At 66.5% G+C, this 24,598-nt stretch carries 17 protein-coding genes; 7 read left to right on the top strand and 10 right to left on the bottom strand.

What is annotated here, in order from left to right; all coding sequences use genetic code 11:
• Positions 1-21 precede the first annotated feature (21 nt).
• Positions 22-528 carry a hypothetical protein gene (locus AC1DP0_RS00200; RefSeq protein WP_478081628.1) on the bottom strand — a complete coding sequence of 169 codons (507 nt, stop codon included), beginning with the start codon at positions 526-528 and terminating at the stop codon, positions 22-24.
• 166 nt (positions 529-694) lie between these two features.
• Here AC1DP0_RS00200 and AC1DP0_RS00195 point away from each other — a divergent pair, with 166 nt between their 5' ends.
• Positions 695-1,183, top strand: coding sequence for a hypothetical protein (locus AC1DP0_RS00195; RefSeq protein ID WP_478081626.1), 489 nt, complete (start codon positions 695-697; stop codon positions 1,181-1,183).
• Positions 1,184-1,228: 45 nt separating this feature from the next.
• Here AC1DP0_RS00195 and AC1DP0_RS00190 read toward each other — a convergent pair whose 3' ends face one another.
• Positions 1,229-1,423, bottom strand: coding sequence for a DUF4177 domain-containing protein (locus tag AC1DP0_RS00190; RefSeq protein ID WP_478081624.1), 195 nt, complete (start codon positions 1,421-1,423; stop codon positions 1,229-1,231).
• A gap of 105 nt (positions 1,424-1,528) precedes the next feature.
• Between AC1DP0_RS00190 and AC1DP0_RS00185 the strand changes: the two genes are divergently transcribed.
• Positions 1,529-2,599, top strand: coding sequence for an NYN domain-containing protein (locus AC1DP0_RS00185; RefSeq protein WP_478081621.1), 1,071 nt, complete (start codon positions 1,529-1,531; stop codon positions 2,597-2,599).
• 143 nt (positions 2,600-2,742) lie between these two features.
• On the top strand, positions 2,743-3,297 hold the full coding sequence (locus AC1DP0_RS00180) for a hypothetical protein (protein WP_478081619.1): 555 nt from the start codon (positions 2,743-2,745) through the stop codon (positions 3,295-3,297).
• A gap of 153 nt (positions 3,298-3,450) precedes the next feature.
• On the opposite strand, the gene AC1DP0_RS00175 is transcribed toward AC1DP0_RS00180, so the two are convergent.
• The 4 genes from AC1DP0_RS00175 to AC1DP0_RS00160 form a co-directional block, all read right to left on the bottom strand.
• On the bottom strand, positions 3,451-6,438 hold the full coding sequence (locus AC1DP0_RS00175) for a DUF3427 domain-containing protein (protein ID WP_478081617.1): 2,988 nt from the start codon (positions 6,436-6,438) through the stop codon (positions 3,451-3,453).
• The gene (locus tag AC1DP0_RS00170) at positions 6,428-6,886 is read right to left on the bottom strand and encodes a (deoxy)nucleoside triphosphate pyrophosphohydrolase (RefSeq protein WP_478081615.1); all 459 of its coding nucleotides are present in this window, start codon (positions 6,884-6,886) and stop codon (positions 6,428-6,430) included. The genes AC1DP0_RS00175 and AC1DP0_RS00170 overlap by 11 nt, the downstream gene beginning before the upstream one ends.
• 18 nt (positions 6,887-6,904) lie before the next feature.
• A complete protein-coding gene (locus AC1DP0_RS00165) occupies positions 6,905-7,378 on the bottom strand; it encodes a winged helix-turn-helix domain-containing protein (protein WP_478081613.1) in 474 nt (157 codons plus the stop codon).
• A gap of 181 nt (positions 7,379-7,559) precedes the next feature.
• Complete coding sequence (locus tag AC1DP0_RS00160; RefSeq protein WP_478081611.1) at positions 7,560-7,898, bottom strand: DUF4352 domain-containing protein; 339 nt, start codon at positions 7,896-7,898, stop codon at positions 7,560-7,562.
• Positions 7,899-8,472: 574 nt separating this feature from the next.
• Between AC1DP0_RS00160 and AC1DP0_RS00155 the strand changes: the two genes are divergently transcribed.
• The 4 genes from AC1DP0_RS00155 to AC1DP0_RS00140 all read left to right on the top strand — a co-directional run bounded on the left by AC1DP0_RS00155 (position 8,473) and on the right by AC1DP0_RS00140 (position 14,540).
• Positions 8,473-9,102 carry a GTPase domain-containing protein gene (locus tag AC1DP0_RS00155; protein WP_478081609.1) on the top strand — a complete coding sequence of 210 codons (630 nt, stop codon included), beginning with the start codon at positions 8,473-8,475 and terminating at the stop codon, positions 9,100-9,102.
• A gap of 418 nt (positions 9,103-9,520) precedes the next feature.
• A complete protein-coding gene (locus tag AC1DP0_RS00150) occupies positions 9,521-10,273 on the top strand; it encodes a hypothetical protein (RefSeq protein ID WP_478081607.1) in 753 nt (250 codons plus the stop codon).
• 266 nt (positions 10,274-10,539) lie between these two features.
• A complete protein-coding gene (locus AC1DP0_RS00145; protein ID WP_478081605.1) occupies positions 10,540-12,261 on the top strand; it encodes a DUF262 domain-containing protein in 1,722 nt (573 codons plus the stop codon).
• A complete protein-coding gene (locus AC1DP0_RS00140; RefSeq protein ID WP_478081603.1) occupies positions 12,258-14,540 on the top strand; it encodes a DUF262 domain-containing protein in 2,283 nt (760 codons plus the stop codon). The genes AC1DP0_RS00145 and AC1DP0_RS00140 overlap by 4 nt, the downstream gene beginning before the upstream one ends.
• Before the next feature lie 22 nt (positions 14,541-14,562).
• Here AC1DP0_RS00140 and AC1DP0_RS00135 read toward each other — a convergent pair whose 3' ends face one another.
• The 4 genes from AC1DP0_RS00135 to AC1DP0_RS00120 are packed head-to-tail and all read right to left on the bottom strand — an operon-like array spanning position 14,563 to position 24,567.
• The gene (locus tag AC1DP0_RS00135; protein ID WP_478081601.1) at positions 14,563-16,692 is read right to left on the bottom strand and encodes a DEAD/DEAH box helicase; all 2,130 of its coding nucleotides are present in this window, start codon (positions 16,690-16,692) and stop codon (positions 14,563-14,565) included.
• 2 nt (positions 16,693-16,694) lie between these two features.
• The gene (brxD, locus tag AC1DP0_RS00130) at positions 16,695-18,053 is read right to left on the bottom strand and encodes a BREX system ATP-binding protein BrxD (RefSeq protein ID WP_478081599.1); all 1,359 of its coding nucleotides are present in this window, start codon (positions 18,051-18,053) and stop codon (positions 16,695-16,697) included.
• A complete protein-coding gene (gene pglZ / locus AC1DP0_RS00125) occupies positions 18,053-20,824 on the bottom strand; it encodes a BREX-2 system phosphatase PglZ (protein ID WP_478081597.1) in 2,772 nt (923 codons plus the stop codon). Before pglZ ends, brxD begins: the two co-directional genes overlap by 1 nt.
• Entirely contained in the window at positions 20,821-24,567 is a 3,747-nt protein-coding gene (locus tag AC1DP0_RS00120) for a BREX-2 system ATPase PglY family protein (protein ID WP_478081595.1), read from the bottom strand. Before AC1DP0_RS00120 ends, pglZ begins: the two co-directional genes overlap by 4 nt.
• Positions 24,568-24,598 lie beyond the last annotated feature (31 nt).

Raw genomic sequence — 24,598 nt, 5'->3', positions numbered from 1 at the left:
AGGCATTGTAGTCACCGCAGATCACCAGTCCCAGGGATCGCCGCGAACGAGCGTCTCGGTCGTGATGACGTTGTCGACGGCCCGAATCAGGTAGAGCTCACGGGTGTCGCTGCGCTCGGCTGCGATGACACCGTTGACGACATGGTCGAAGGTGAAGTCCTCGAAGTCGTCACGGGCACCACGAGCCAAGCCGTCGGCACACAGGAAGTGGTCGACGAGGTGGGTCAGCCACTGAGCCGCGTGGTTCGACTTCTCGACCTCTCGCCAGTTCAGGCAGCACCCCACCACACAAGGCCTCCAGTCGCACCGGCCGAACGGGGTCCGGACCTGGGGGTCGTCGACGTCCTCGGCCGTCGTCCCAGTGCGGCGTGYTTCGTCCGCTCTTGCAGCTCGAGGGTTCAGCGGGACGTCGTAGCCGCGTGCGGCCGGGTCGTGGAGCTCGGCATACGCACGAAGCCACTCGATCTCCGGCTCGCTCAGGACCGGATTGATGTCGAGCCGGCCGAGATAGCGCGTGCTGTGTCCCATGCCTCCTCCGTCCGTCGCTGCCCGGGTGCGCAGATGGCAGCGACTCAACCACCGTCCGCCATCGGCCGTATGCCGTCGTCCACAGGTGCGGCCCGTCTGACGACCTCCGGCGCACGGCTGGGGACAACGCGAGCCCCGACCTCCGTGTCGCTGGCACGGTCGAGAGATGAGCAGAACTCGTGGACGGTGGGAGCTCGAGAGTCCGGAAGTGGTGCTGCACGCCATCGATGACCTGTGCCGGTTCGTGGCCGGCCGGGTCGTCGTCGCATCGCTGACTCTCGACACGCAGGAGGTCGTCGCTGCGGCTGTGGTGCCGGAACCGGCTGAGCCGCAAGCCTGCTGGGACCCCCACGAGGCGAGCATGCGCTTGCACGACGTCGCGATCGAACTCGTGCCGGAGCGCACGGCGACGCGCAGCGGGTGGGCCCCCATGACGCACCTGCTGGTCACGGTCGTGTGCCGTGAAGGCCGGGTCATCGACACGATGACCGAGCACCGGTGGTTCCGCGCGTGGCGCTACAGCAACCACCTCACCCGTGCCATCGACGGCGACATCTACGTCGTGACGCCGCACGGGTGGACCGGCGTCATGGACCGGCGCGCCGGCCACGAACCACGACTGCGTCCCCGCCTCGCCCTTGCACCGGGCTCCTGACCCAGCGGCTCACTCCCGACAACAGCGGCTCGAGGGTCGCCCTACTCAGGCCTTCTCGAACGTCACGAGGATGCCACTGACTCCACCGGGTCCGACGCGACCCTTGACGTCAACCGACGTGATCGCCTTGAGAGACCAGCCTTTCGACGCGTACTCGTTGAGCACCTTCTCGAGCTTCTCGCCGGACATCTTCCCGCCGATCATGCCCTCGCGAAGCTCGACAACCTTGTACTGCGGCATGGCGCACCTTCTTCCCTGTCGTTGGTCTTCGACCATAGGACGGATCCCGCCGGGCTCGCGCCCGCGCCGCCGTGAGACTGCCTGCGACTCGTGAGACCCTGCCCCATGAGGTCCTACTGCGCGCTCTACGTCGACGTCGGCTACCTCCTCGCCGCGGCGGCGACGCGCGTGACCGGCACGTCTCTGCGCAACGGCGTCGTCGTCTCCTACCCCGACCTCGTCGCGCGCCTCATCACCGATGCCGAGAAGGCGAGCGGTCTGCCGCTGCTGCGGCTGCACTGGTACGACTCGGGCAACCGCGCCGGCGGCACGCCGGACTGGACCCAGGAGGCCATCGGCATGCTGCCGCGGGTCAAGCTGCGCCTGGGCCGCACCTCCCCGCAGGGCGAGCAGAAGGGCGTCGACCTGCGCATCGGCCTCGACCTCGCCGCTCATGGCCGCAACCGTTCGGTCGACGTCATCTACCTGCTCTCGGGTGACGACGACCTGAGCGAGGCGGTGGAGGAGGCCCAGAGCCACGGCATGCAGGTGGTGCTCATGGCCGTCCCGGACCGGGCAGGCAAGCCCCACGCCGTGTCGCGGCACCTCATCCGCGAGGCCGACGACCTCATCGTGCTCGACGGCGCCGTCATCGACGAGAACGTTCACGTGCGCCAGAAGCAGCCGGAGGCGGAGGTCGCCCTGTCACCGGCCGCCGCCGGGGTCGTCGTCCCGCTCCCCGGTCCCCGCACGGCCACGGACGAGCCGTCGGTCGCGGCGGTGGGTGACAGCACCGCTCCGCCAGCGGCGGCGGTGCCGCGCCCGACGCCCGCAGTGCTGGCGGGCAGCAAGGTCGCCCACCGGCCGGTCGCGGCCGCAGGAGCTCCGGGGCGGCCCGTGTGGTCGAGTGCCACCGAGAGCGCCGGGAGCGGTGACCGCCCGGCCTCGGCTATCGGCCAGCGTGAGCTCCAGGCCATCGAGGACGTATGCCGTGGGGTGATCGCCACGTGGTCCATCACCTCGAGCGCGGCTGACCGCACCCGCCTGATGAGCCAGAAGCCGTTCATCCCGGGCGACCTCGACCGCGCGCTGCTGCTCGACCTGTCGGCCCGGCTGGACCGGTACGACGTCGAGGACCAGCTGCGCTTCCTCCTCCGCGACCACTTCTGGGAGCGCGTCAGCGAGCTGACTCACTGAGCAACTGCCGCTCCCGACCGGCGCGCGCTCGCTGTCCTGCTCTCGCTCCACGCTGCGGGCTGCCTGCCCGGTGGTGGTCGGCTTCGCTGCAGGGGAGGAGAGTGATTTTCGTCGAGACCCCACGGAGGACCCGAATGGCTGGAATGTCTGACAGCGAGACGTACGTGACGCCCAAGTTTGCGGAACCCTACTGGGCCAAGCACGCCTACGAGGTGCTGGTCGAGACGGCGGGACGCTACAACGCCGTCATCACCTACTCCGAGCTCGCCGAGGAGGTCCAGCGCCGCTCGTCGCTGCGCACCAAGTCGCAGATGCGCAACTGGATCGGGAAGCTCGTGACTGACCTGGTCAAGGTCAACCACGTGCGGGGTGAGCCGCCGCTGGCGTCCCTCGTCGTCCACAAGGACGACGGGCAGGTCGGTGCGGCGTATGACGAGGTGCTTCGTGTCGCCGGTGAGGCCCCGATCACCGACCCGCTCGAGCGCGAGAACAGCGCGGCCGCCGCCCGTCTCGAGTGCTACCGGCACTGGGGAGCCGACGTACCGGCCGACGCGGTGCCGACGCTGACGGCCAAGGGCCGAGTGGTTCGGGCGAGCACGCCGCGTGCGACGGCGGCGACGGAGGCCCGACGCGGCGCTGTCTGCCCGACCTGCTTCATGGAGATGCCCGTCTCCGGCCCCTGCCCCAACTGCGACTGAGGCGACCGACAGCCACGGGAGCCCGTCAGTGGTGCGCGCTGACGTCGCAGCCTGCGGCCCGCGACGCGGGAGACGACGTCAGGCGCGGGTCTGCTTGCGCAACGACGATACGCAGCATTGCTGGCCGCTCATAGTGAGCGAGCGACGAAGGGTCTACACCGTGATTACGGGGTGGAAGTAGTCGTAGAGCCCGGCCGGGATGGGCTCTTCGAACTCCAGCCGCATACGCACGACCGGTAGGGCCTTGCCGTCGTCGTCGGGCATGGTCGTCTCCTCAAAGTCGAGTGGCCTCGCTCCACCGAGGAAATAGAACTGCGATCCCTCGGCCTCGTCCCGCTTCACAAAGACGTAGAGCTTCACCCGGCCCTGCACGATGTTGTCGACCTCGGCGCTGGCCAGCGTGCGTCGAGCGCGGGTGTACCAAAGCATCGTCGACTGGTCGAGGAGGGCGTCCTCGTAAGCGGTGCTCGAGGTGACGCCCTCGCTCTTGTGCAGTGTCACGAAGATCGGGCAGTCACCGGTTGCCAGATCCGCCCGGTAGCCGTAGATCGTCGACGTGAACTTCCGCGGCCACCCGAGCAGCCGGCACACTTCCTTGCGCGTGTACTGCCGGCCGGCCGTGAAGGGGCTCGACGAGTCGTAGAGAGCGGTGGCCATCGCATCGCCGGTTTCAGCAATGTCGTCGACGTGAGCCCTGAATGACGCGGATCGCTCGTAATCCCAGCGGAACTCCGGTGTCATACCGATCCGGCCGTCGTCGCCACGTTCGACGATCCCGGTCTTGTAGCGCTTCTGGTCAGCCTCCGCATGCCCTTGCAGGGTGAACGTGTCGATGATGCTGTCGAGGCGACGATCTGGAACCGCGCCACCATCGTCACCGATTGCGGCACGGGCGTCGGCACGGCTCAGAGTCGACGCGGTGAGCAACGCCCGCAGGAGGCGTGCTTCGCCGGCGCGCTTAGCCGGGAGGACTTCGTGCGAGAGCAGCTCGAGGGCCTTTGCCTGGCGCGGCGTCAGGTCGGTCGACTCCTTGAGCGCGGCCTGCAGCAGGCTCGGGTAATGCGCACGTCGAGTAGCGAGCACGACGGGGTCTGTGGACTTAAACCGCCAGAAGTCTCCGAGCCGCGGAGTGCGCCCCACGCGGTCGCGCATGGCCAGCAGCGCGGCACGCAGCTTGGGCATGTCGTCGAGCCTGGTCTGGCTGATCGACGACAGCACGCGGGCCTCGGCCAGCTTGTCGAATCGGACGCTCGAGAGGCCGGCCACGACGCCGACCTCCTCCGCGCCAATGAGGTTCTGCCGGAGCGACTCCTTGTTGAGCGACTCGTCTTCGAACAGCGCCACGGGGATGAGGAAGTTGTTCGCGTAGTTGCCGATGAAGTCGATGACGACGAGGTAGTCCTTGCCAGCCGCTTTGCGCAGGCCGCGGCCGAGCTGTTGCGTGAACACGATGGCTGACTGCGTCTGCCGCAGCATCACCAGCTGGTTGACGCTCGGAATGTCGACGCCTTCGTTGAAGACATCGACCGTAAGGAGATAGTCGAGGTCACCCCGCTCGAGCCGTTCGACGGCATCCTCTCGCGCTGGAATGCCGTCATCGCCGGTCAGGGCGAGAGTCCTGAGCCGCCGCCCTCGCAAGGTCGCACCGTTGAACGCGTGCGACAGCTGATGCGCTTCCTCCTTGCGGCTGCAGAAAATGAGTCCCCGAGGAGCCACGCCCGCCTGGCCGTACGTCTCGATGCCGGCGAGCACATGGCGTACGCGTTCAGGAGACGTCAGCTTGGCTAACAGCGTGTAGTCGTTGGTCGTGCTTCCATCGTCAAAGGAGATGTCGGCAACCCCGTAGTAGTGGAAGGGCGCCAGCATCTCTTCTTCGAGCGCCTTGGTCAGGCGGATCTCGTACGGCACGACGTAGTCGAAGAGCTCGTACACGTTGAACCGGTCCGTGCGCTCCGGTGTCGCCGTCATGCCCAGCAAGAAGCTCGGCTCGAGGTGATCGAGGACCGTGCGATAGCTCATGGCGCCGGCGCGGTGGACTTCGTCGACCAGCACGTACTCAAAGGTCTGGGGATCGATGCTCTCGAGCGTGCTGGCTTTGGATAGCGATTGGATCGTGGCGAACACAAAGGGCCGGTCAAGCTGCCGTGAGCCCCCAGCGAGTTTGCCGAAGTCGCTCAAGGGTCGGTCCAGCACGCGGGCGTACTCGAGCATGGTTCGGTCAAGAATCTGTTCCCGGTGAACGATGAAGAGCATGCGCTTCGGGTTTGCAGCTTTGACGTCGAGAGCGGACAGGATCGTCTTGCCGGTCCCCGTCGCCGAGACAACGACTGCCCGCCGCGCACCGTTGGCTCGCACCTCGGCGATGGCTGCGAGCGCTTCGCGCTGCATCCGGTTCGGAAGCACGAGCGGGTGCGCCGCACCCCCTGCCAGCTTGTCGTCTCCGCGGTCAGCCGTGGGCCAGTCGTCGGGGCTCTGGCCCAGTCGATCATGGGCGTCGATCTGGCTGACGCTTGCCAGACCGTTCGGCTGTCGTCGTGGGCGGGGCGCGGGTGCTGTGTAGCCGGCGGCGTAGGCGTCGACCCAGTCTTGCGTCAACGGGTCAGAGTCCCTGACCTGATAGTCGCTGAGTTGGCGCAGCTGCTTACCTAGGTCACTTGTGCCCGCTGCCGATACGCGCAGGTTCCACTCGTGGTTTCTCACGAGAGCCGTCTCGGTGAGATTCGAGCTGCCCAGCATGGCGGTCACTGACGTATCGTGCTGGAAGACGTAGCCCTTGGGGTGAAAGGCCGGCGAGCGATGAATCCGCACGTCGATGCCGTGCTCCTGCAGGCGCAGCAGCTCCGCGAAGGCGGCCGGCGAGTTGAAGGCGAGGTAGTCGGAGGTCACGATCCGACCCTCCCCCTCGAACTCAAGGAGGTCCGTCAGGAGGAGAGCAATCGCTCGCGGCGAGACGAACGCGACCGAGAACAGGAAGCTGTCGCAGGTGGCGAGCTCTTCGCGGATCACCCGCAGCGCTGTGTTGTCGGCATCGTTGCAGACGAGCTGAGGATGACGACGACGGGGGGCTAGCTGGTCGGTGCCGAGGTAGCCGAACTGGACGTCGCGTGACAGGTCGCCGAGCCAGTTGAAGTCAGTGGCCATGGGTCAGATCACGCCTCACGAGCTCCACCGCAGGAAGGTCGGCGGGTGCCCAATTGAGCGTGCTCATCTCTAGCGGGGTGCACCAGCGCACTTCGTCGTGGTCGGTGAGATGAGGCTCGCCTGCGATGAGATCGCAGTAGAAGGTGGTGAGCACGATCGTCGCGAAGTCGTACGCGTGGCGCGTCGTCTCGATCTCGGCGCCCACCACGACCTCACAGCGCAGCTCTTCGTCGATCTCACGGACAAGTGCGTCTCTGGGTGACTCGTCGGGTTCGACCTTGCCGCCGGGGAACTCCCAGTAACCGGCGAGCTTCCCGGGTGCTGCCCGGCGGGCACATAGGACCTTGCCGTCTGAGTGGATGACGGCGCCGACGACCGGAATAACCGGCTTCCCCTGATGCACCCCACCGAGCTTAGGAGAATGTGGCGAGAGCGAAGCGGTCGACACGATGCGGCGGCGTTCAGATCACGAATGCGCGGGGTATGCGGACCTGCCTTCCGTCAAAGCTGGCTGAGCGCAGACGTCGCAGGCGGGTCCTTCAGGCGGCGCGTCGGGCCTGAGCTCGCCCAGGTCATCTATCCATCCCGAGACGGCCTCATCCCATCGCCGTCGACCGGAGTCGCTCAGCGCCCTGAGATAGCGAAGATGGTGATGAAACATCCGGGTCGAGCACGCCTCACAAAGCACTTGATCCGTCGGCTCCGGTCGCCCCAGAGGTGGGTTAACGATGTGCCACCGAAGTGCCCCGTCGCCCTTTGGACCAGGCACCCCTGGATCACGCTTGGGCAGTGCCCGGCCGTCGTCCATGAGCCTGTAGAGGTGTGTTCGCACGGTCCCTGGGCTCAAGTTCACCTGAGTGCTGAGCTCACGCGCCGTCGGCTCGGACGTCGCCGATTTCAGCGCCTCGTAGACGACTTCACTTGTCCTCGAGCTCCTCATCACTGCATTCCTTCTCTAGGCCATGTGACCCCGGTTTCGCCCGCAAGAACCGCTTCAGCGGTGCGGTGGCGGAGGGCCATGCCAGCTCCCGAGCGGCTCAGCCGTCCCAGTCCAAGGTACGACTATTGGTTGGGCGCCGCGCCCCTCACCGCGCGACGCCCACCCCACGGCAACCGCCGTCTCAGCCGAGCTGGACGGTGACGCCGTCGGAGAAGGGCGAGTCGTGCAACTCGATGCTGGCCGGCTCGTTGCCCTCCGGCATGTCGAAGACGAGGGTCCCCTTGACCACGTTCCCGGGGTTGATCTCCTCGAGGAAGACCTTGTTGTCCTTGACGTAGATCGCTGCCCCAGTGTCGGCTGAGAACTCGCGCCCCTTGGCATCGCGCACCTTCTGCGACGAGTCGGAGAGCCGCTGCGCCTGGTCGCCGATGTTGCTCACGGTGATGCTGACGAGGACGAACTGGCCCTGCGCCTTCTCGTTGAGGTACTGATCGCCGACGGACGTGACGCCCTTCTGCACCTTGGTGACGGTGAACTCGAACTGTCCGTCGCGGACCTCTGGCCGAGCTTCGCGGTGGTCGGACCGTCGCTCTCTACGTCAGCGAGACGAAAGTCAAAACGCACCTCCAGAGCGCCTTCACCAAGCTCGGCGTAGACAACCGGGTCCACGCCGGAGTCATTGCGGACCGAGCTGAGCGGCAAGACCCTTGAGTCACGATGGCTATGCCGCGCGTACGAGGGCGAAAGCAGCGACCATTCCTTGCATGACTGCCAGCCGACCTCGCGACAGACGGCTCAGTGTCACCGGCCTCCTTGCATCGGACATTGGCGCCCGGACGATACCGCTTGATAGGTTTTCGCGTGCTCGACCCAAGCACTCGGTGGCCGCGGGGTGGCAGGGGCCGAGGCGCCCACCGCCGATCCGGTTGCTGCCGTTGGTTGACAGCGACTTTCGGTCTGATCGCCCTGAGCAGGTGTCCGTTCGCTTGTGGCCTCCAGATGCGATCTCCCAAGCAGCTCTTAGTCCAGATACGCACGCCTCCACGCTCTCGCGGGTAGTCTCGGCGCCAGGTGGACGAGACACAGGGGGGCTTATGCCAATCTTCGCGGTGGTTCCATGGATCGCGGCGGGAGTTGTTGCCATCGTTGGCGCAATTGTGGGAAAGTCAATATACGACAGGATCCACGACGAGGGCGGGAAGGTTGTCTCGGTTGTCGGACCACGAATGACCGGCAAGACAAGCCTGACTCGATACCTGGCCGAGAACGTCGACCTCCCTTTGGCATACGCGCCAACCCAGCTGCACAACGAATACGAAGTGGAGGTCAGCGGCGTCCCGTTCCTTCTGAATGTCCGCGACTTCGGTGGTGGCGATGATCAAGTGAAGGAGTGGTCACGGAGCGAGGCGGCACAAACCTCAGATGAGATCTGGTTCATTGCATCTGCCGCGCAGCTTGCCGACGACGACCAACGCATCAAGGCCGAGACAAAGGCAAGGGCGGTCCGGTCCGCACAGCTTAAGGCGAATGTGATACTCGTGGTTACACATTCGGACTTGGACGGAAGTTTCGACGGATCGCGAATCGAGACATTAGCCGTATCAGGCGAGGTCCAGCGACTCACTAACATCCTTGGCAGCAGCCGCACTGTGGTCGGAAGCCTGTGCTCGAACGAGAATGCCGAGCTCCTCACGGGCCAACTGCTTGGCGGTGATGCACTGTGACGATTCGCGACTGGTATGTCTGGATTCAGCCCCTCGATCCCGCAGCTCAAGACGTCATGTCCGTGAACGGTCACGTCTTAACACCCGCCGACCAGTCTGCCCGCGAGCGATGGATCGCCACCGTCGAAGCGACAGCCCGCGTCGCGCGCCGGCAACTGCCCGGGGGCGGCTTCGTATCGAGAAAGGACGACATCGTCGTGGGCCAAATCCCTCTTGCACGACCGACAGGTCAGCCCGCTCACACCGGAGTCGTTGCGCTTCGAACTGGCTCCTGGACGACCGATGAACTCAAGAGAGTCCAAGCAACGCTCACGGAACTTGGGACTGGTGGAGGTTATGAAGTGGACGCCAGCACCGTTCGTCGAGGGCTGGAAGATGTTGCACTGTCAGCACGCAACGGCTGCCTCTGGCGGCGCGCATGAGTGACCGACTGCCCAGTCGAGCATCGCAGAGGCGCGTCGTCTTCGTCGTGGATCCGATGGAGATCGAGCAGGGCGGTGAGCTTATGCGCGAGCTGTCGAGCCAACCGCACGTTTGCGTGCTGTCGTCGCAACCAGACCATTCCAAGGCTGACGAACTCGTCAAGCGCCTCGAACGACAGTCGCTCCTGAACCCAGGACACGTCCTCCTGATGAGCCCCTATGAGTCCGACGACTACCAACTCGCCGACGAGGCATCCGACGCATTCAGTCTCCAGAAGTTCGAAGCTTTCATCAGGATCTGTCAGCTGGTTGGAGCGCGCAAGACATCGATCAAGGCTGCAGTCGACCTCAAGACAAGGGATCGCCTGGAAGTAGGCGCCGAGGCGAAGTATGTGACCGCCAAGGGCTCGGCCTCTGCGGACAGAACAGCCGTGGAACAGCTGGTCTCTAGGCTCTCTTGGAGCGAGACATTTAGCGGGGGAAAGCCTGATATCAAGGGCGCTGTTCTACACCTTGAGCAGAAGGGCCTAGATCGAGATATCGCTCTCCGCTCGCTCGTCGATTCGCGCGCCCATGCAGGCAATCCAGTCAAGAAACGAACAATTACCGTTGACCTCAGCCAAGAGGGGAGCCGGACTCTAAACGCTGCAGCCCGTCTTGACCTTCGCGTCAGTTCCCTGTCAGTTGATCTGAAGAAGGTCGCGGAGCGATCCCACCGGTTCCAAGTAACATATGACGTTGACTTCTAAGCTTGACGACGCATTCGGGTTCGATTCGAGCCTGGCAATGACGCACAGATTCAGACGATGAGTCGCAGGCGAGGCGTGAGCCAGTCGGCGGAGTCCAACGTCGCCAGGACTCCCGTTCGCCCCGCCCCTGCTGTGTCAACGGCTCGCTCCTGATCGGAACCACGTTGCATGTCCAGAGGATCGGGGGCTTGCGAGTTTCGTGCTCCCAGCCATCTGACCCAAGCTTTTCGCCCACGCGGGGCAACCAAGGCCTACCGTGAGTCCTCATGGTGACCGCGGAGGACGTAGCCCGGCTAGAACCCAAGCTCGTCGGCGACATCGAGGGAAGATTCTTTGTTCCTGACTACCAACGGGGGTACCGCTGGGGTGTAGTTGAGGTCGGCCGACTGCTCGACGATCTAGAAGCAAGCGCTGGCGGGCCTTACTACCTCCAGCCGATCGTTGTGAAGGAGAGGCCGGATGGCTCGCGGGAGCTCGTCGACGGACAGCAGCGCCTGACGACGCTCTACCTGCTGTTTCGCTACATGCAGAAGGAGTCCCTTCAAAGCATGGGTCCGGGCTTCTCGCTCGAGTACGAGACCCGGCCCTCGAGCGCCGACTATCTCGGCGACCCCGACGGGTCGCGCAGCCAGGACAACATCGACTTCTTCCACATGTTTGAAGCGTTCCGCTGCATCGACTCATGGTTCGACGCCAAGGGAAGCCGTCGGCAGTACGTTGCGAACAAGCTATACGGCTACCTGTTCGAGAGCGTCAGAGTCATCTGGTACGAAGTACCACCAGCGGTGGACTCGACTACACTCTTCACTCGACTGAACATCGGACGCATTCCGCTTACGGACGCCGAGCTGGTGAAGGCACAGCTGCTGTCGGCCAGTGTCCCCACGCCCGGACAGACGAGCCGATCCCATGAGATCGCAGCCCGCTGGGACAGCATCGAGCGCGAGCTTCGCAACCCAGAACTGTGGGCCTTTGCCACGGGCAGAAGCGCAGTGGCCCCCACGCACATCAGCCTCCTGCTGGACACACTCGCCGACCTGCATTCAGGCGAGCATCTCGGACGCGAGCGCCCGCTGTTCCACACGTTCGAGACACTGCGTCCTCTCATCGAGGACAGCGCCTATGAGCTCTGGGAACGCGTGGTCGACCTGCACTCCCTGGTGACGGGTTGGTACAAGAATCGCGATCTGTTCCACAGGGTCGGCTTCTTGACCGCCAACGGTTACACGCTCTTCCAGCTCGTGAGGCTGGCCGGCGGCAGCACGAAGACCGACTTCGAGCTCGCCCTGACAGAACGAATCCGCGATGCTCTGGCGCTCACCCAGAGCCATCTCGAGGACCTTGACTACCGCAGCAAGAAGGCGCCATCGGCGTTGCTTCTGATGAACGTAGAAACGGTGCGGCGGATGAAGCATTCGGCCGAGCGGTACTCGTTCGCAGCCCACGCTTCCGGCTCGTGGTCGCTCGAACACATCCACGCGCAGAACGCAGAGAAGCTCAACCGCGCTGACCAGTGGACCGAGTGGCTACAGCTACACCGGTCAGCGCTGAAAGGCCTGCCGGAATCCGTCCTCGACCCCGCTACTCGAGAGGACCTGATCAAGCGCATCGACGGGGCTATTCCGACCATCACCGAGGCCTCCTTCCGAGCTCTGGAGCGCGAGGTGGCTGAGTGGCTCAGCGGCACGGCTGGCTGGGCACCTTCGGATATCGACTCCATCAGCAACTTGGCGCTGCTCTCGGCAGGCGATAACAGTGCGCTCAGTAACTCCGTCTTCGAAGTCAAGCGGCAGGAGATCCTCAAGCGAGACTTTGCGGGGTCGTTCATTCCGGTGTGCACGCGCAATGTGTTCCTGAAGTACTACACCGACTCCGCCGGCCAGCAAGTTCACTTCTGGGGCGATCTCGACAGGGCCGCCTATCTCGGCGCTCTGCGCGAAGTCCTGGATCCCTACCTCACCCCAGAGCCTGAGCGGAGTGACACATGAAGGGCTACCTGACCTCGTTCGTCGGTATGTACAACCACGCCGACGACGGACGCCCACCGGTGCAGCGGGTTGAGATTCCCCTCATCCAACGCGACTATGCCCAGGGGCGCACGTCTCCCAACGTCGACGAGATACGTGGCAACTTCCTCGACGTCTTGTACGACGCGGCGAGCGGCCGCGAGCCAGTCGGGCTCGACTTCGTCTACGGCACAGTGCAGGACGGCACGCTCCGCCCACTCGATGGTCAGCAGCGCCTGACGACGTTGTTCCTCCTTCACTGGTACCTCGCCTGTCAATCGGGGCACCGGCCTGCCGAGTTCTCTTGGGCGCAGTTCTCGTATGCCACCCGCGACAGCGCCCGGCGGTTCTGCCAGCAGCTCATTGAGAACCCTTGGCCGGCTGGTTCAGAGGCTCCGTCAACCTGGCTGGTTAACCAGCCGTGGTACCGCTACGACTGGGAAAGCGACCCGTCGATCCAGTCGATGCTCGTCGTGATCGACGACATAAACGCGCGCTTCCGGGACCTCGACCCTCGGGCCGCTTGGGACCGCATCACGGACTCGGCCGATCCCGCGATCTCGTTCCACCTCCTCCCCATCGAGAACATGGGTTCGGAAGAGCAGCTCTACATCAAGATGAACTCACGCGGAAAGCCCCTGACCCCATTCGAGAACTTCAAGGCCCGGTTCGAGGCAACGCTCAAGGAGCTTGATCCGGATCGCGCCAAGGTGTTCGCGCACAAGATCGACGGCGACTGGTCCGACCTGCTGTGGCCCATCCACGGCGGCGACAACATCGTGGACGACGAGTTCATGCGGTACCTGGAGTTCATTGCCGAGCTGTGTGAGTGGCGTGAGGGCAGGCTTGAAGATGGGGCGCTGGGGCCTCGCATGCGCAGCCTGTTCGCCCTCGACAATCCGCGCGCCCACGAGCATCTGGACTTCCTCTTCCAGGCCTTCGAGTCCTGGGAGAGCTCGTCAGCGGCAGACGACGCATTCCGGGAGCTGTTCACCACACGGCATGACTCCCACAGCCCTGAGCAAATCGTCCTCTTCGGCAACGACGTCAACGTCAACCTTTTCGAAGAGTGCTGTCACATGTTCGGTGATCTCCGCGGCAAGACTCGGATGTTCTCCTATCCGCAGTCGCTCTTGCTCTATGCCGTGTTGCTGCACCGCATCCACACAACGGAGGACTTCCCCCGGCGCCTTCGTACGCTTCGGAACCTTCTCTCGGCCAGCGAGAACGAGGTCCGTCGCGACAACATGCCTGCACTCACGCAGGAGGTCGAGGACCTAGTTCGTCACGGTCTGCTGAGCGAGCGATCGGCCTTCAACCGGGCACAGATCGAGGACGAGCAGCGAAAGAGACGCTTGCTCGACGAGCACCCACACCTGGCCGGGACGCTCTTCGGCCTGGAGGACGAGCCGATCCTGCGTGGGTCACTTATCGCCTTCGAACTCCACGCGACCACGCTGGAAGCGCAGGCGGGCGCTTTCCACTCGGTGTTAGCCGACACTTCGATGTGGGCGGCCGCGGCTCGAGCCCTTCTTGCCACCGGTGAGTACCAGCGTCAGTGGCGGGACTCCGACTCCTTCCTCTTCGGTACCGGATCGCCGAACAACGAGGGCGTGTGGCGAGAGCTCCTCACCGGGACCGGGCGGCGCAACCTCGCGGAGACCCGTGTCGTCCTCGCCGATCTGCTCGACACGGTCGCAGCCGGCGGGTCTCAACCTGCCGACGTGCTTCGTTCAAAGGCGCAGATGTGGCTCGACCATGCAACCCGCCAAGGAGCCATGGATTGGCGCTACTACCTCGTGAAGTACGAGTGGATGCGCGAGGGCGCGTCGGGGCTGTACTACGGCCGCGATGGAAAGCTCGGGTACTCGCTGGTGATGCTCAGGCGGACGCAGCTCAACAGCAACTACCGGGATGCCTTCCTCTACGCGGTCTACCGTGAGGCGGGCTCGCCGAGCGAGGTCGATGACCCCTGGTTCACCGGCTACACCCACACGCCGCGTTGGCTGACTCTCAGACGGACTGGCACCCAGATGCGGGCGGTCGACGGCGGCTACGTGGTCCAGCCTCCCGCCGACCTCCAGAGTGCGGCGCTACTCCAAGCGATCTGCGATGCGACACCTGACGTGACTCGTGACGGCGACGGGCTCTCCCTCCTCGCCGTGCGCCAAATGCTCAAGGACGGAGAGCTGATTGATGCGGAAGACCGGGTTTCCAAGGGCGCCGCGTTCCTGAGATCACTGGTCGAGGCAGGACTCTGAGGATGAAGCGGGCCCGCGACTGTCATTCCGGCGCCGCCTGCACTACGGGACGCTGGCTGATGGCGGCAGCGCCCACGTGATCGACGCCCCTGGCCGCCAGCGTTCGCAGTGCCAGCTCTGGTGGTAGCAGCTCCGAGAACTTGAGCTTCTTCAGGGCATCCGCGCTGACCTCCGGGACGACACCTGCGAGGTCGTCCCCGAACTCGCTGCGAGCAACCCGCAGAGCACTCTGAACTGCCGGCGCGGTCGCGTCGGACCGGAGAGAGATGTTGAGGTTGCTGTAGGTCCACTCGTCGAGGAGCTGGGGTGACACGGCACCGAGTGCCGCAGTGAGCACCGCGTTGGCGCGCGCGCCCGCGAACGTCCACCACTTGAGGCGCACGTGCTCCTGTGCAACCACTGTTGAGGCGTGGTCGACGCGCGTGGCAAACGTCTCTCGTACTCTGCCCAGACGCAGCACCGCGCGCTCGCTGAGCTGCGCTCCAGCGGGGTTCGCCCCGAGAAGGAGCCGGCGGATGGCGTCGGACAGCTCGAACGAGTACGGCCTCGGGTCGCCGCTCCACTTCGACCTGCCGGGCTGCTCGCTCGGCTCGACGTAGGCGCGACGCCGCTTCCAGTCGACGTGAGTGACGGCCCATGGTCGGCCGGCCAAGGCGACCACACGCTGACCCTCGACCTTCGACGTCAGCAAGAGCGGGTCAACGCTGCCGACCTCGGTGCGTCCATGGAGCACCGTCACTTCGGGTGCGGCAGTGAAGATGGCCAGCAGGTCCATGAAGTTGCGTGACCCGTACCGTCGCTCGGCCGCATTGCCAACGAATGCGAGGCCGGAGTCCAGGCTGAGGTGATCGGTGTCGACGAGCCATTGCGCCACGTGGTCCAGCTCGGCGCCGGTCGCGAGGCCGAGCCCGCTCATCCACGTCGACTCCGCGCGCACGTCGATGTGCCCCTTCTGCAGCGCTGTCCCCAAGAGCTGTTGGGCCGCGACGTGCCTCGGTTCGCTTGGCGCTGTCACAGGCTCGACGAATCCCTCACCCATGAGAAGCAGGAGTCCGGCAGCGCGAACGAGCTCGACGTCGTCGAGCGCAAGGAAGGTCATGTTGCGAGTCGTCCCGGGGCGCCGGCCGGCGCGACCGAGGCGCTGCAGCACCGACGCTACGGAGTTAGGGGCCCCGATCTGGACCACGCGGTCAAGATCGCCGACGTCGATACCGAGCTCCAGCGTCGACGTTGACACGATGACGCAGTTCCGCGCCTCGGCGAACGCCGCTTCCGCCCGGCGTCGCTCCTCAAGAGACAGCGACGAGTGCGACACGAAGGTCTCGACCGATAGTTCTCTGAGCTGCGTCGCGACCTCCTCCACCGTGCGCCGGGAGTCGGCGAAGACGAGCCGCTTCTCACCGACGTGCATGCGCGAGAGAACAGTTGCGGCGTTGTTGGCGCTTCCGACGTAGTCAAGTGCCAGATCCGGGGCCTCGGGCGCGGCCGCGGACGGCGACACCACAGTCGCCGGGCGCTCCCCCGCACCGCGACCCTGCAGCCAGGTCAGCAGCTCGGGCGCGTTGCCGACGGTGGCCGAGAGTCCGACCCGCTGCACGGGACGCCCGGCAAGCTGGGTCAACCGCTCGAGCACCGCGAGCAGATGCCATCCACGGTCGTCGCCTGCAAACGCGTGGACCTCGTCAACGACGACCGCCCGGAGGTCAGCGAACATGCGCGGTGCGTCCACCAGCCGAGAGACGAGCATGGCCTCCACGGACTCAGGGGTCGTCAGGAGGACGGAGGGACGCTCGGTTGTCTGGCGTTTCCGTGCGCCCGCCGACGTGTCTCCATGACGCGTGGACACCTCCCGCCCCAGCCATGCGGCGTAGCTCTCGAGGCGCGGCTGCAGGTTGTTGAGCAACGCCTTGAGCGGGCAGATGTAGAGCAGCGAGAGACCCGCCCACTGCTCGTTCTCCATCTTCGTCAGAAGGGGAAACATCGCAGCCTCGGTTTTGCCCCCGGCCGTCGGAGCCAGCAGCACCGCGTCCCACCCTGCCAGCAGCGGCTGCACGGCCTCACCTTGGAGCGGCCTCAACCCTGGCCACCCGAGGCTGTTGACGATGTGGTGCTGGACCACGGGGTGCAGCCGGTCGAACGGCTCCCCCGCCACCGTCAGTCCTCGTCCACGTCGAGGTCGATCTCATCCAGCGAACCGGCCGGCTTCCCAGGCGCTGAGCGCCCGTGGGCCACCCGCTCGACATCGGAGAGCTCGCCCACGTCGACGGTCAAGGAGTAGTGGATCCGCGGGTCGAAGTCCTCGAACTGGTCCACTCGGTCGAGCACGTCGGACACAAGCTTCTTGAGGAACACCCGAGGAGCGATCCCGATGCGTCCGCCGAGCTGACCAGCCACTGCATCGGCGAGTGAGCCGATGTATGCGTCGTCGACGACTGATCGGACGCGGTCACCGCGCTCGCTACCATCGGCATAAAGGTTGCGCACCTTGTGGCCGAGGGTGACGAGCGAGTCGTGGCTGAACCCGGGCAGTCGGATCTGCACGGCACGTGGGTTGTCGAACCGCGCGTCGGTGCCGAAGTCGGTCGAAAGCCGCTGCGCCAAGGGAGGAAGCCGAGGTACCCCCGAGGGCCCGTCATAGAACGCCGGCGTCCCGGTGATGACGAGGTAGAGCCCGGGGAAACGTCCGGCATCGATCTCGTCGATGAGCTGGCGCAGCGCGTTGAACGCCTTGTCGCGCACGTCTCCTCGCACTCGCTGGAGGGTCTCGACTTCGTCGAGCACAAGCACCAGCCCGGGGTGCCCGGCGTCGCGCAGCACCGTGAGCAGCCCCTGAACGAAACCCATGGCGCCGAAGTGGTCGAGCTCTCCCCGGATGCCGGCCGCGCGCTTAGCCGCGCCGGCGACCTGTGGTTGCCCGCCCATCCAGGCCGCCAGCCCATCAGCCGTGGCGCCATCTCCGCGTGCCACGGCGGCGCGGTATCCGCGCAGCGCTTGCGCGAAGACGGGCGTTTTCGAGCTCACCGTCGCCAGCCGGCTCTCGAGCAGCTGGTCGACGGCCGCCCCGACAGCCACTTCATCCGCCCAGGCCAGCGCGGGGTTGGCCTCCACAGCGTCCGTCTCGATGGTGAACAGCCACGAGTCAAGCACCGCACGGAAGGCGCTCGGCGGGATCGACGTCGTCCGCATCGACTCCGTGATTCGCCGGTACACCGACTCCAACCGATGCAGGGGAGTCTGCGTTTCGGAGATCTGCACCTCAGCAGTGGCGAACCCGCGACGCATCGCGCGTTCAGCCAGAAACCTCGTGAAGAAGGTCTTGCCCGCTCCGTACTCACCGCGCACGGCCTTGAAGACGGCACCGCCGTCCGCCACCGCGTCGAGCTCCGCATCGATCGCCCCGCCGAACCGGTCGAGACCCACGGCGAGCAAGTCGAGGCCGGACTCCGGGACCGTGCCACGGCGGAGCGCGTTGATTACATCGCGGCGGCGACGGCTGGAGACGTCCTGCACCATCAACGTACCTCGAACTGGTCGCTCAGCAGTCGCTCGTCGAGCAGCACAGTGCCTGTCTGCGGTTCGGAGCCGATCACGGCATAGCCCTCCACGTTGAGCAGCTGCTGCACCTGCGCGAGAGCCCCACGGAGCCGGGTCTCGTTGAGCCCCAGAGCGCGGGCGGCAAGCGCGAGCGGCAGTCTGCCGCCGTTGGCAGCAGCGAGCGTGTCAACGAGAGCGATCACTTGGTCGTCCTTGACGATGAGCCTGCCTGTCATCCGCCGCTGCGCCTTGTACACGCTGCTGGCTACTACGGCGGCACCCAGCGTTACGGACTCCGCCGGTGCGGCCGCAGGGGTGACCTCGTCGAAAAGGGTCGGACCGAGATCCTTGCCCTTGGCCACGAGTGGCAGATCCGGCACGGGGCTCGCCATGAGAACCGGAGCTGCGACGACCGCGCTCTCCTCCGTCAGCCACCACGCGGGCACCTGAGGCGGGAGCAGCTCGAGCCCCAGGGGATTGCTGTCCTCGTCCGGGAGAAGCACCGCGACAGGCACGACGACCTCTGCGGCGCTAGCGCCCCCGTGATAGCCGGCCTTGAGCGGCGCGTAACGAAGGCCCTCGTCCACCGCCAGGACGGCGCGGTGGTCCGGCGTCAGCACGCGCGGCCCGGCGACCTCCACCTCACCCTTTTCCACGACCCCGGTCACCGCGCGCGAACGCCCGCTCGTGATCTCGGCGTACGAACGCTGGGTCCCTTCTCGGCGCTCGACGACGTGCCCATGGTCGGCCGTGATGACAACAGTTCGACCCGCGCCTCGCGCGCGCGCTAGCAGCGATTCAAGGTGCTTGACAGCCTCGGCGTTCCACGTCGTCCCGGCGGGGTCGCTACGGTCGAGGGCATCGTCGATGGTGTTGAGCACGACGGTGACGAGCTTCGTCTCGGGGTCATCGAGCGCGGCCCCCACGTCCGCCCCCACTGACGCGCCCGCGGCGGTGCTGTCGACGGACTTCTTGTGGAATAGCACCGCCTTGAGCTTGCCAGCCTTCGACGTCAGCTCGATGTAGTTCTTCACCTCGACGGCCTGCTGGCCCTGGGCCAGCCGACCGCTGAGCATCGACGCACGGCTCATCTCCGTGAGAGACGGCAGCACCGCCAGCGCAGCCGCCCGCCGTTGCGCCGGGGTGCGAGGCAAGGCGGCCTCGACCCAGCCGAGCCGCTCGGTGGCGTCGGTGAGGATCTCGGTCGCGGTCGCGGCGCTCATCCCGTCCATGACGAGAAGAAACACCGGCGCCTTGGTGGCCATCGGGAGGACAACCTTGGGCAGGAGTCGCTCGAGGTACCAGATGGTGCCGGCGTCAGAGGCCTGACCGTCAACGTCAGCGCTGCCCGACTGGGCCGTGCTGTGAGCCAGCGCCGACGCGAACGAGCGTTCATCGGCCGAGCGCCGTRCCCGCGCAGCGTTGAGGACTGCCGCCAGACCAGCGGTCAGGTGGGGGTCGTCAACGCCGATGAAGGCGTCGTTGATCGCAGCATCGGCCCAGGCTGCGTCGTCCATGTAGGCGCGGGCGAGCGAGCCAAGGTCGGATGACGTGACCTGTGGGGTGCCGCGCAGCCAGCGAGTCAGGCGGACGGCCGCGTGAAAAGGCCGCAGCAGCGGGCCGCCCACCGTGCCGAGGCGGTGGGCCGTGACCCTCCCCCACGCCGACTCGATGTCGTCGCCTGCCGACGACGCGGGATCGGTCGACGACGCGCCGCGTCGGAGGGCGTCGGCCAACACCGTGAGTCGCGCGCGGAAGCCGCTGGGCAGCAGATCCGAATGGACGCTCAACGGCTCGGCCTGCACCTGGGTGACGATGGCGTCCGCCCTCTGGAGGACACGCTCGACGTGCGCCTGCCAACGCTGGTCGTGCACGAGGTCGGCCATGAGCGCCGTCGCCGCTCCCCCCAGAGCCCGGAGCGCCTGGACGGGCGGCACGAGACCGTTCCATCGGGGTTCCAACCGCACCAGAGCGAGCTGAGCCGCGTGCGCCGACTCGGGTGACGCGATGCGTTCGGACGTCAACACACTCAGCACGATGCCGAGCGGGACGATGTCGGCCATCTCGCCTTGGCGCAGCATGGCCCGCACCGGGGCCGCTGAGGCACCGGAACGGTCAGCGATCCAGTTGAGCGTCTCGTCGGCGAGTCTGTCGCCAAAGGACTCTCGCAGCTCGGCCACCGATGTGACTGCCGGGGGCCGCATGGACCACCGGAGCACTGCGAGGACGTCCGCGGTGTCGCCCTCGAGGTCCAGGTGGGCACGTGCCACGGACGCCAAGGCATGGGACCGCGTCAAGATGCCAGCGGGCGCCGCGGGCCATCCGGTCGGGGGTGTCGCGGCGAGCAGCGCGACGGCGAGGTCCTTGCTCTGCCCGAGGGTGAGAGCCGGGTCGATGCCGGTGGCGGCGAAGCGGTGCCGCACCGCCTCCCACGGGTCGGGGCTGCGCAGCCGCTGCCACACGAAGTGAGCGAGCACGCCGGCGCCGAGGTCGGCATCGTCGCGGTCGGTGACGACGACCATCCACTCGCCGTCGTGATGCTCACGGAGCACCTCTCGGACCGCGAGCGCCGACTCGGCAGGGCGAATCCGCACGGTGCGCGCATGGTGCTGCACGTCCGCGCTGACAGCTCGGTCCGGCGCACCACGCATACCGATGACGCCGGACGCGTAACCCTTTTCCCACGCTTCGTCGACGATCGCCAGCACCATCGACGTGCTGACGGGGGTCGCCGCAACACCAGCGGTCATTCGACCACCCGCCAGGTGACCTCGACGGGCTTGCCTGCGTGCTGCTCAAGGAAGGCGCTCAGCTCGTTGAGGACGTCGCTGTTGGAGGAGCTTGCGCCACGAGTCGCCTTGCCCGAGAGCCGCCCTCGCGGCTCAATTCGACGCGGATCCGGCTCCTCGTCATCGACGGGCGGGTTCACGAAACGCGTCAGCCAGTCGAAGATGCCGTCTTCAGCGGTCTTGAGGGCCTTGGCGACCGGCGTCACGATCTCGTCCTGCTCGAGCGCCGAGCGCAGATCGTTGATCACCCCGGCTGCCTGCATGGCCGCGTCACCCTCGCCCTGCATCGCAGCTGTCAACGGGTTGAGCCGCTTCCACTCGAAGCCATCGAGTGCGCGTGCCACATCGCCAGCGGAGGCGAGCGACTTGCCCGCAGCCGTCGCCGTGGCACCCCCGAGGTCGGCCGTGGCGAGGCGGCGCACCAGCTCGACCCCGCTCAAGTGCCTCAGCTGCTGCACGAGCGCTCCACCGGCACGCGCCGTGTCGAGCCGCGCGCCAGCGCTGACGCCGAGCCTGCTGTACGCCCCCTCGATGGCAGCGACGAGGCTCGGCGCCGCCGACGACAGCTCCTTGGCTGCCTCCGTGGCCTTCCGCTCGAAGTCGGCGACGGCTGGGGCCGTGAGGTGCGGGGCGCCGGCGATACCCAGCAGCCCCCCGGCGGCAGCCGTTGCCGCTGACCACTCGCCGGCGGTGGGCATCGGTTGGGTGCGCATCTCCATGCTCGGCGCGAGGGAGCCGGGCTCCGGCACTGTGGACAGCGGAGCGCCGTGCTGGAACCACGCTCGCTGGCGCAGCGCTGCCCACGTGATGATGACGAGGTCGCTCACCTCGGGCCGCAGCCCTTGAGCAGGCTTGACGTCGTCGATCCACGTGCGCAGCTCGGCGACCGATACGGGCTCGTGTGGGCCGACTCCCTTGTCCTGCTCTCGGCGGCCGAGAGCACGTTCGATCTCCTGACCCCAGGGGCTGAACCGTTCGTCACCGAGCAGGTAGTGCATTTCTGTGGCCGTGCCGACGCCGAGCGGACCTGCGATTCGCCGCACGGCGGCGGTGTCGCCCTGAAGCTCGACGCGCTTCTCCTTATCGGCCGCGGCTCGGGCGATGTGCGCGGCGACGACACGAAGGTCCTTGACCTTGACCTCCACGTCCCCCGGCTCGAAGGTGGGGTGGCCCGCGTAGGTCGCCTCGAACGCCTTCGAGAGCAGGTTGGTGAAGGCGATGCCCAGGGTCGCGCCGACGGGGTTGGATGGCGCGAACGAACGGTCGAGCGAGATGAGGGTGCGGTCGTGCGCGGGGTCGTCGACGAGAGTCCCCGGTCGCGGGGATGCGGCACCGTACGCCTGCTGGACGGCGTCCTCGAGGCTGCGGCGGATCGTGTTGCGTTGCGACTCGAGGATGCCCTTGGCGAGCGCCCGGTCGGCCTCGTTGAGGTGGTCGGCGTGGCTCTGYCAGCGGTCACCACTGCCCTCGAGGAGCCAGTTGAGGATGACGAGGCGACGCAGGTCGCGGATCTTCTCGTCCGACAGGAACCGTGGCAGCCAGACGATGGTGCGCGCCTGGAAGCCCTTGGTCTGCAAGTCGTCGATGCGCTGCAGGTCTTCGGACGGGGAGTGTCCGGCGTCGTCGAACGGATGATCGATGACGACTCTCCACGTGCCCGGCACGTCGCGGAAGTGGTCGTCGGAGAGCCAGCTCCGGTCGCGTACGTTGCCAAAGAGCACGTCGACCTTGCGGCGCGAGCCGCGCCAGACGATCTCGTGGCTGTACGCGCCCTGGATGTCCTGTTGCCCGAGCTGGACTCCTAGGGTGTCGCTGACGAGGTCCTTGATGAGCTCACGGCGCCGGCCCTCGTTGTCCTCGCCCTTGGCGCGCTCGACGATGGACTCGTAGTCCACCTCAGAGAGCTGCACACGGATCGTCGGGTTGGCACCGTCGCCGTCGAGGTGGATCTCGGGCACGTCACGGGCCCAGTTGCGCACCTTGGTGAGCACGAGCCTCGACTCTCCGCCCGGAAGCGGCGACACGATCGAGCCATGGTTCAGGGACGCGAGTCGGGCCGCGGTCAACGACTTGAGCGCAGGCACATTCGGCGCAACGGCGGAGAGCAGGAGCGTCTTCGCGAGGCGGTCGTCGGGGGCGAAGCCAGCCGGCACCTTCTCCGGCTCGTCCCGCAGGGTGCGCTCATCGATCGAGTGATTGCTGAGCAGGAGCGGGCGCAGCTTCTCGGTGTAGAGCTTGTTCGCCGAGCGGAAGAGGGCGGCAGCCTGAGGGTCGAGCGCCTGACCGGTCTGCCCCTGGACGATGAGATCGAAGGAGTCACCGACCGGGAGGATCTCGTCGATGGTCAGGGTGTCGCGCCGGTCGACGAGCATCTGCTGCATGACCTTGAGCGCGGTGCGCTCGCGCTGCATGACGCTGGCCAGCGAGCGCAGCGTCGACACGAGCGCCGGCGAGAAGGGATAGGTGAGGCGGAAGGCCTGCTCGTCGGCTCCCCGATGCCGCTCGTCAGTGTTGACGCCGTCGAGCAGCACGTCCCACACGTCGGGCCGGCGGTCGATGCCCTTGAACGCATCCTGCAGCTGGTGCTCAGCCTCGGCATCGCGCGGCCTCAGGAGTCGGCGATTGGCGACGAACGGGAGGTTGTCGTCGCCGAGGACGACGCGGCCGAAGCGCCCCTCCTGGTGGCGGAAGGCACGGTCGAGCGCCTCCTGCTCGGAGCCGCTTGCGCCGGAGTCGGCGAACCAGCGACGCAGGTCCATCTGCCGAGCGACAAAGGAGATGAGCGGGATGGCGCGGCCGCCGATCGATGACTCGACGAGCTTCGTCAGCTTCTGCGACTCGCGGCGGAAGAACTCGCGGTCCTGCACCGAGAAGGCGAGCCACAGCACGAGCTCGTCGAGGAAAAGGACGACTGCGTCGTAGCCGAGCCCCTTGGCATGGCTCGAGATGGCGGCGAGGCCGGTGTCGAGGTCGACGAACTCAGCCTGCTGGGTGTATGCCGTGAAGTACGTCTCGACGAGCGCCGAGACGAGCTGCTGGCGCAGCTCAGACGCCGGGGACGCCGCCCGCGCCTCGTCGTAACGCGCCGCGTCCCAGCTGCCCGACCCGAGGACGGCGGCCCACGGGTCGGCGCTCTCGTCACCGTCAGAGGCGCCGCCGTTCAAGCCCGCGAAGAAGGCGTCGTCGCCGAGGCGCTCGCGCATGCTCGAGGCGTCCTCGAGCAGCGCATCCGACTTGTGGATGGCTGGCAGGGGCGCGCCGGGGTGCAGCTCGCGGATCTGGCGGATGTAGCCCTCGAAGAGGGCCTGCTCCATCGTCTTGGCCCCGAGCAGGTGGAAGGCGAGTGGCAGGATCTTGCGCTCGTAGAGGGCGTGGTCGTGCTTTGCGATGACGGCCTGCAGCTCGGCCTTGGCGCGCGCCACAGGCTCGTGCCGGAGGAGGGCGTGCAGCACGGCCATGAAGTGCGACTTACCGGAGCCGAACGATCCGACGAGAAACGCACCACGACTCACCCCGGAGCCGACGGCCTCGGCGACGAGCCCGAGTGCGTCGTCGAAGGCCTGGGCTATCGCATCGGTGACGACGTAGTCGTCGATGGTTCGGCTCGCGGCCTCGGCGCCGACTGAGTCGGTGAGGCGGAGCACGTAGTCCTCGGCGCCGGCCCGCTCGGGGATGTCGATGACGTCGCGGAGAAAGGTGCTCACGATGGCTCCTGCGTAGTTCTCATGGGTGCGC

It is taken from the genome of Terrabacter sp. P5_B1 (assembly GCF_056400505.1).
This window is presented reverse-complemented; position numbering and strand designations above follow the sequence as displayed.

Excerpts from the sequence above, each read along its gene's own strand:
- AC1DP0_RS00195 (WP_478081626.1), top strand. The coding sequence starts at position 695 with ATGAGCAGAACTCGTGGACGGTGGGAGCTCGAGAGTCCGGAAGTGGTG.
- AC1DP0_RS00190 (WP_478081624.1), bottom strand. The coding sequence starts at position 1,423 with ATGCCGCAGTACAAGGTTGTCGAGCTTCGCGAGGGCATGATCGGCGGG.
- AC1DP0_RS00185 (WP_478081621.1), top strand. The coding sequence starts at position 1,529 with ATGAGGTCCTACTGCGCGCTCTACGTCGACGTCGGCTACCTCCTCGCC.
- AC1DP0_RS00180 (WP_478081619.1), top strand. The coding sequence starts at position 2,743 with ATGTCTGACAGCGAGACGTACGTGACGCCCAAGTTTGCGGAACCCTAC.
- AC1DP0_RS00175 (WP_478081617.1), bottom strand. The coding sequence starts at position 6,438 with ATGGCCACTGACTTCAACTGGCTCGGCGACCTGTCACGCGACGTCCAG.
- AC1DP0_RS00165 (WP_478081613.1), bottom strand. The coding sequence starts at position 7,378 with ATGAGGAGCTCGAGGACAAGTGAAGTCGTCTACGAGGCGCTGAAATCG.
- AC1DP0_RS00155 (WP_478081609.1), top strand. The coding sequence starts at position 8,473 with ATGCCAATCTTCGCGGTGGTTCCATGGATCGCGGCGGGAGTTGTTGCC.
- AC1DP0_RS00150 (WP_478081607.1), top strand. The coding sequence starts at position 9,521 with ATGAGTGACCGACTGCCCAGTCGAGCATCGCAGAGGCGCGTCGTCTTC.
- AC1DP0_RS00145 (WP_478081605.1), top strand. The coding sequence starts at position 10,540 with ATGGTGACCGCGGAGGACGTAGCCCGGCTAGAACCCAAGCTCGTCGGC.
- AC1DP0_RS00140 (WP_478081603.1), top strand. The coding sequence starts at position 12,258 with ATGAAGGGCTACCTGACCTCGTTCGTCGGTATGTACAACCACGCCGAC.
- brxD (WP_478081599.1), bottom strand. The coding sequence starts at position 18,053 with ATGGTGCAGGACGTCTCCAGCCGTCGCCGCCGCGATGTAATCAACGCG.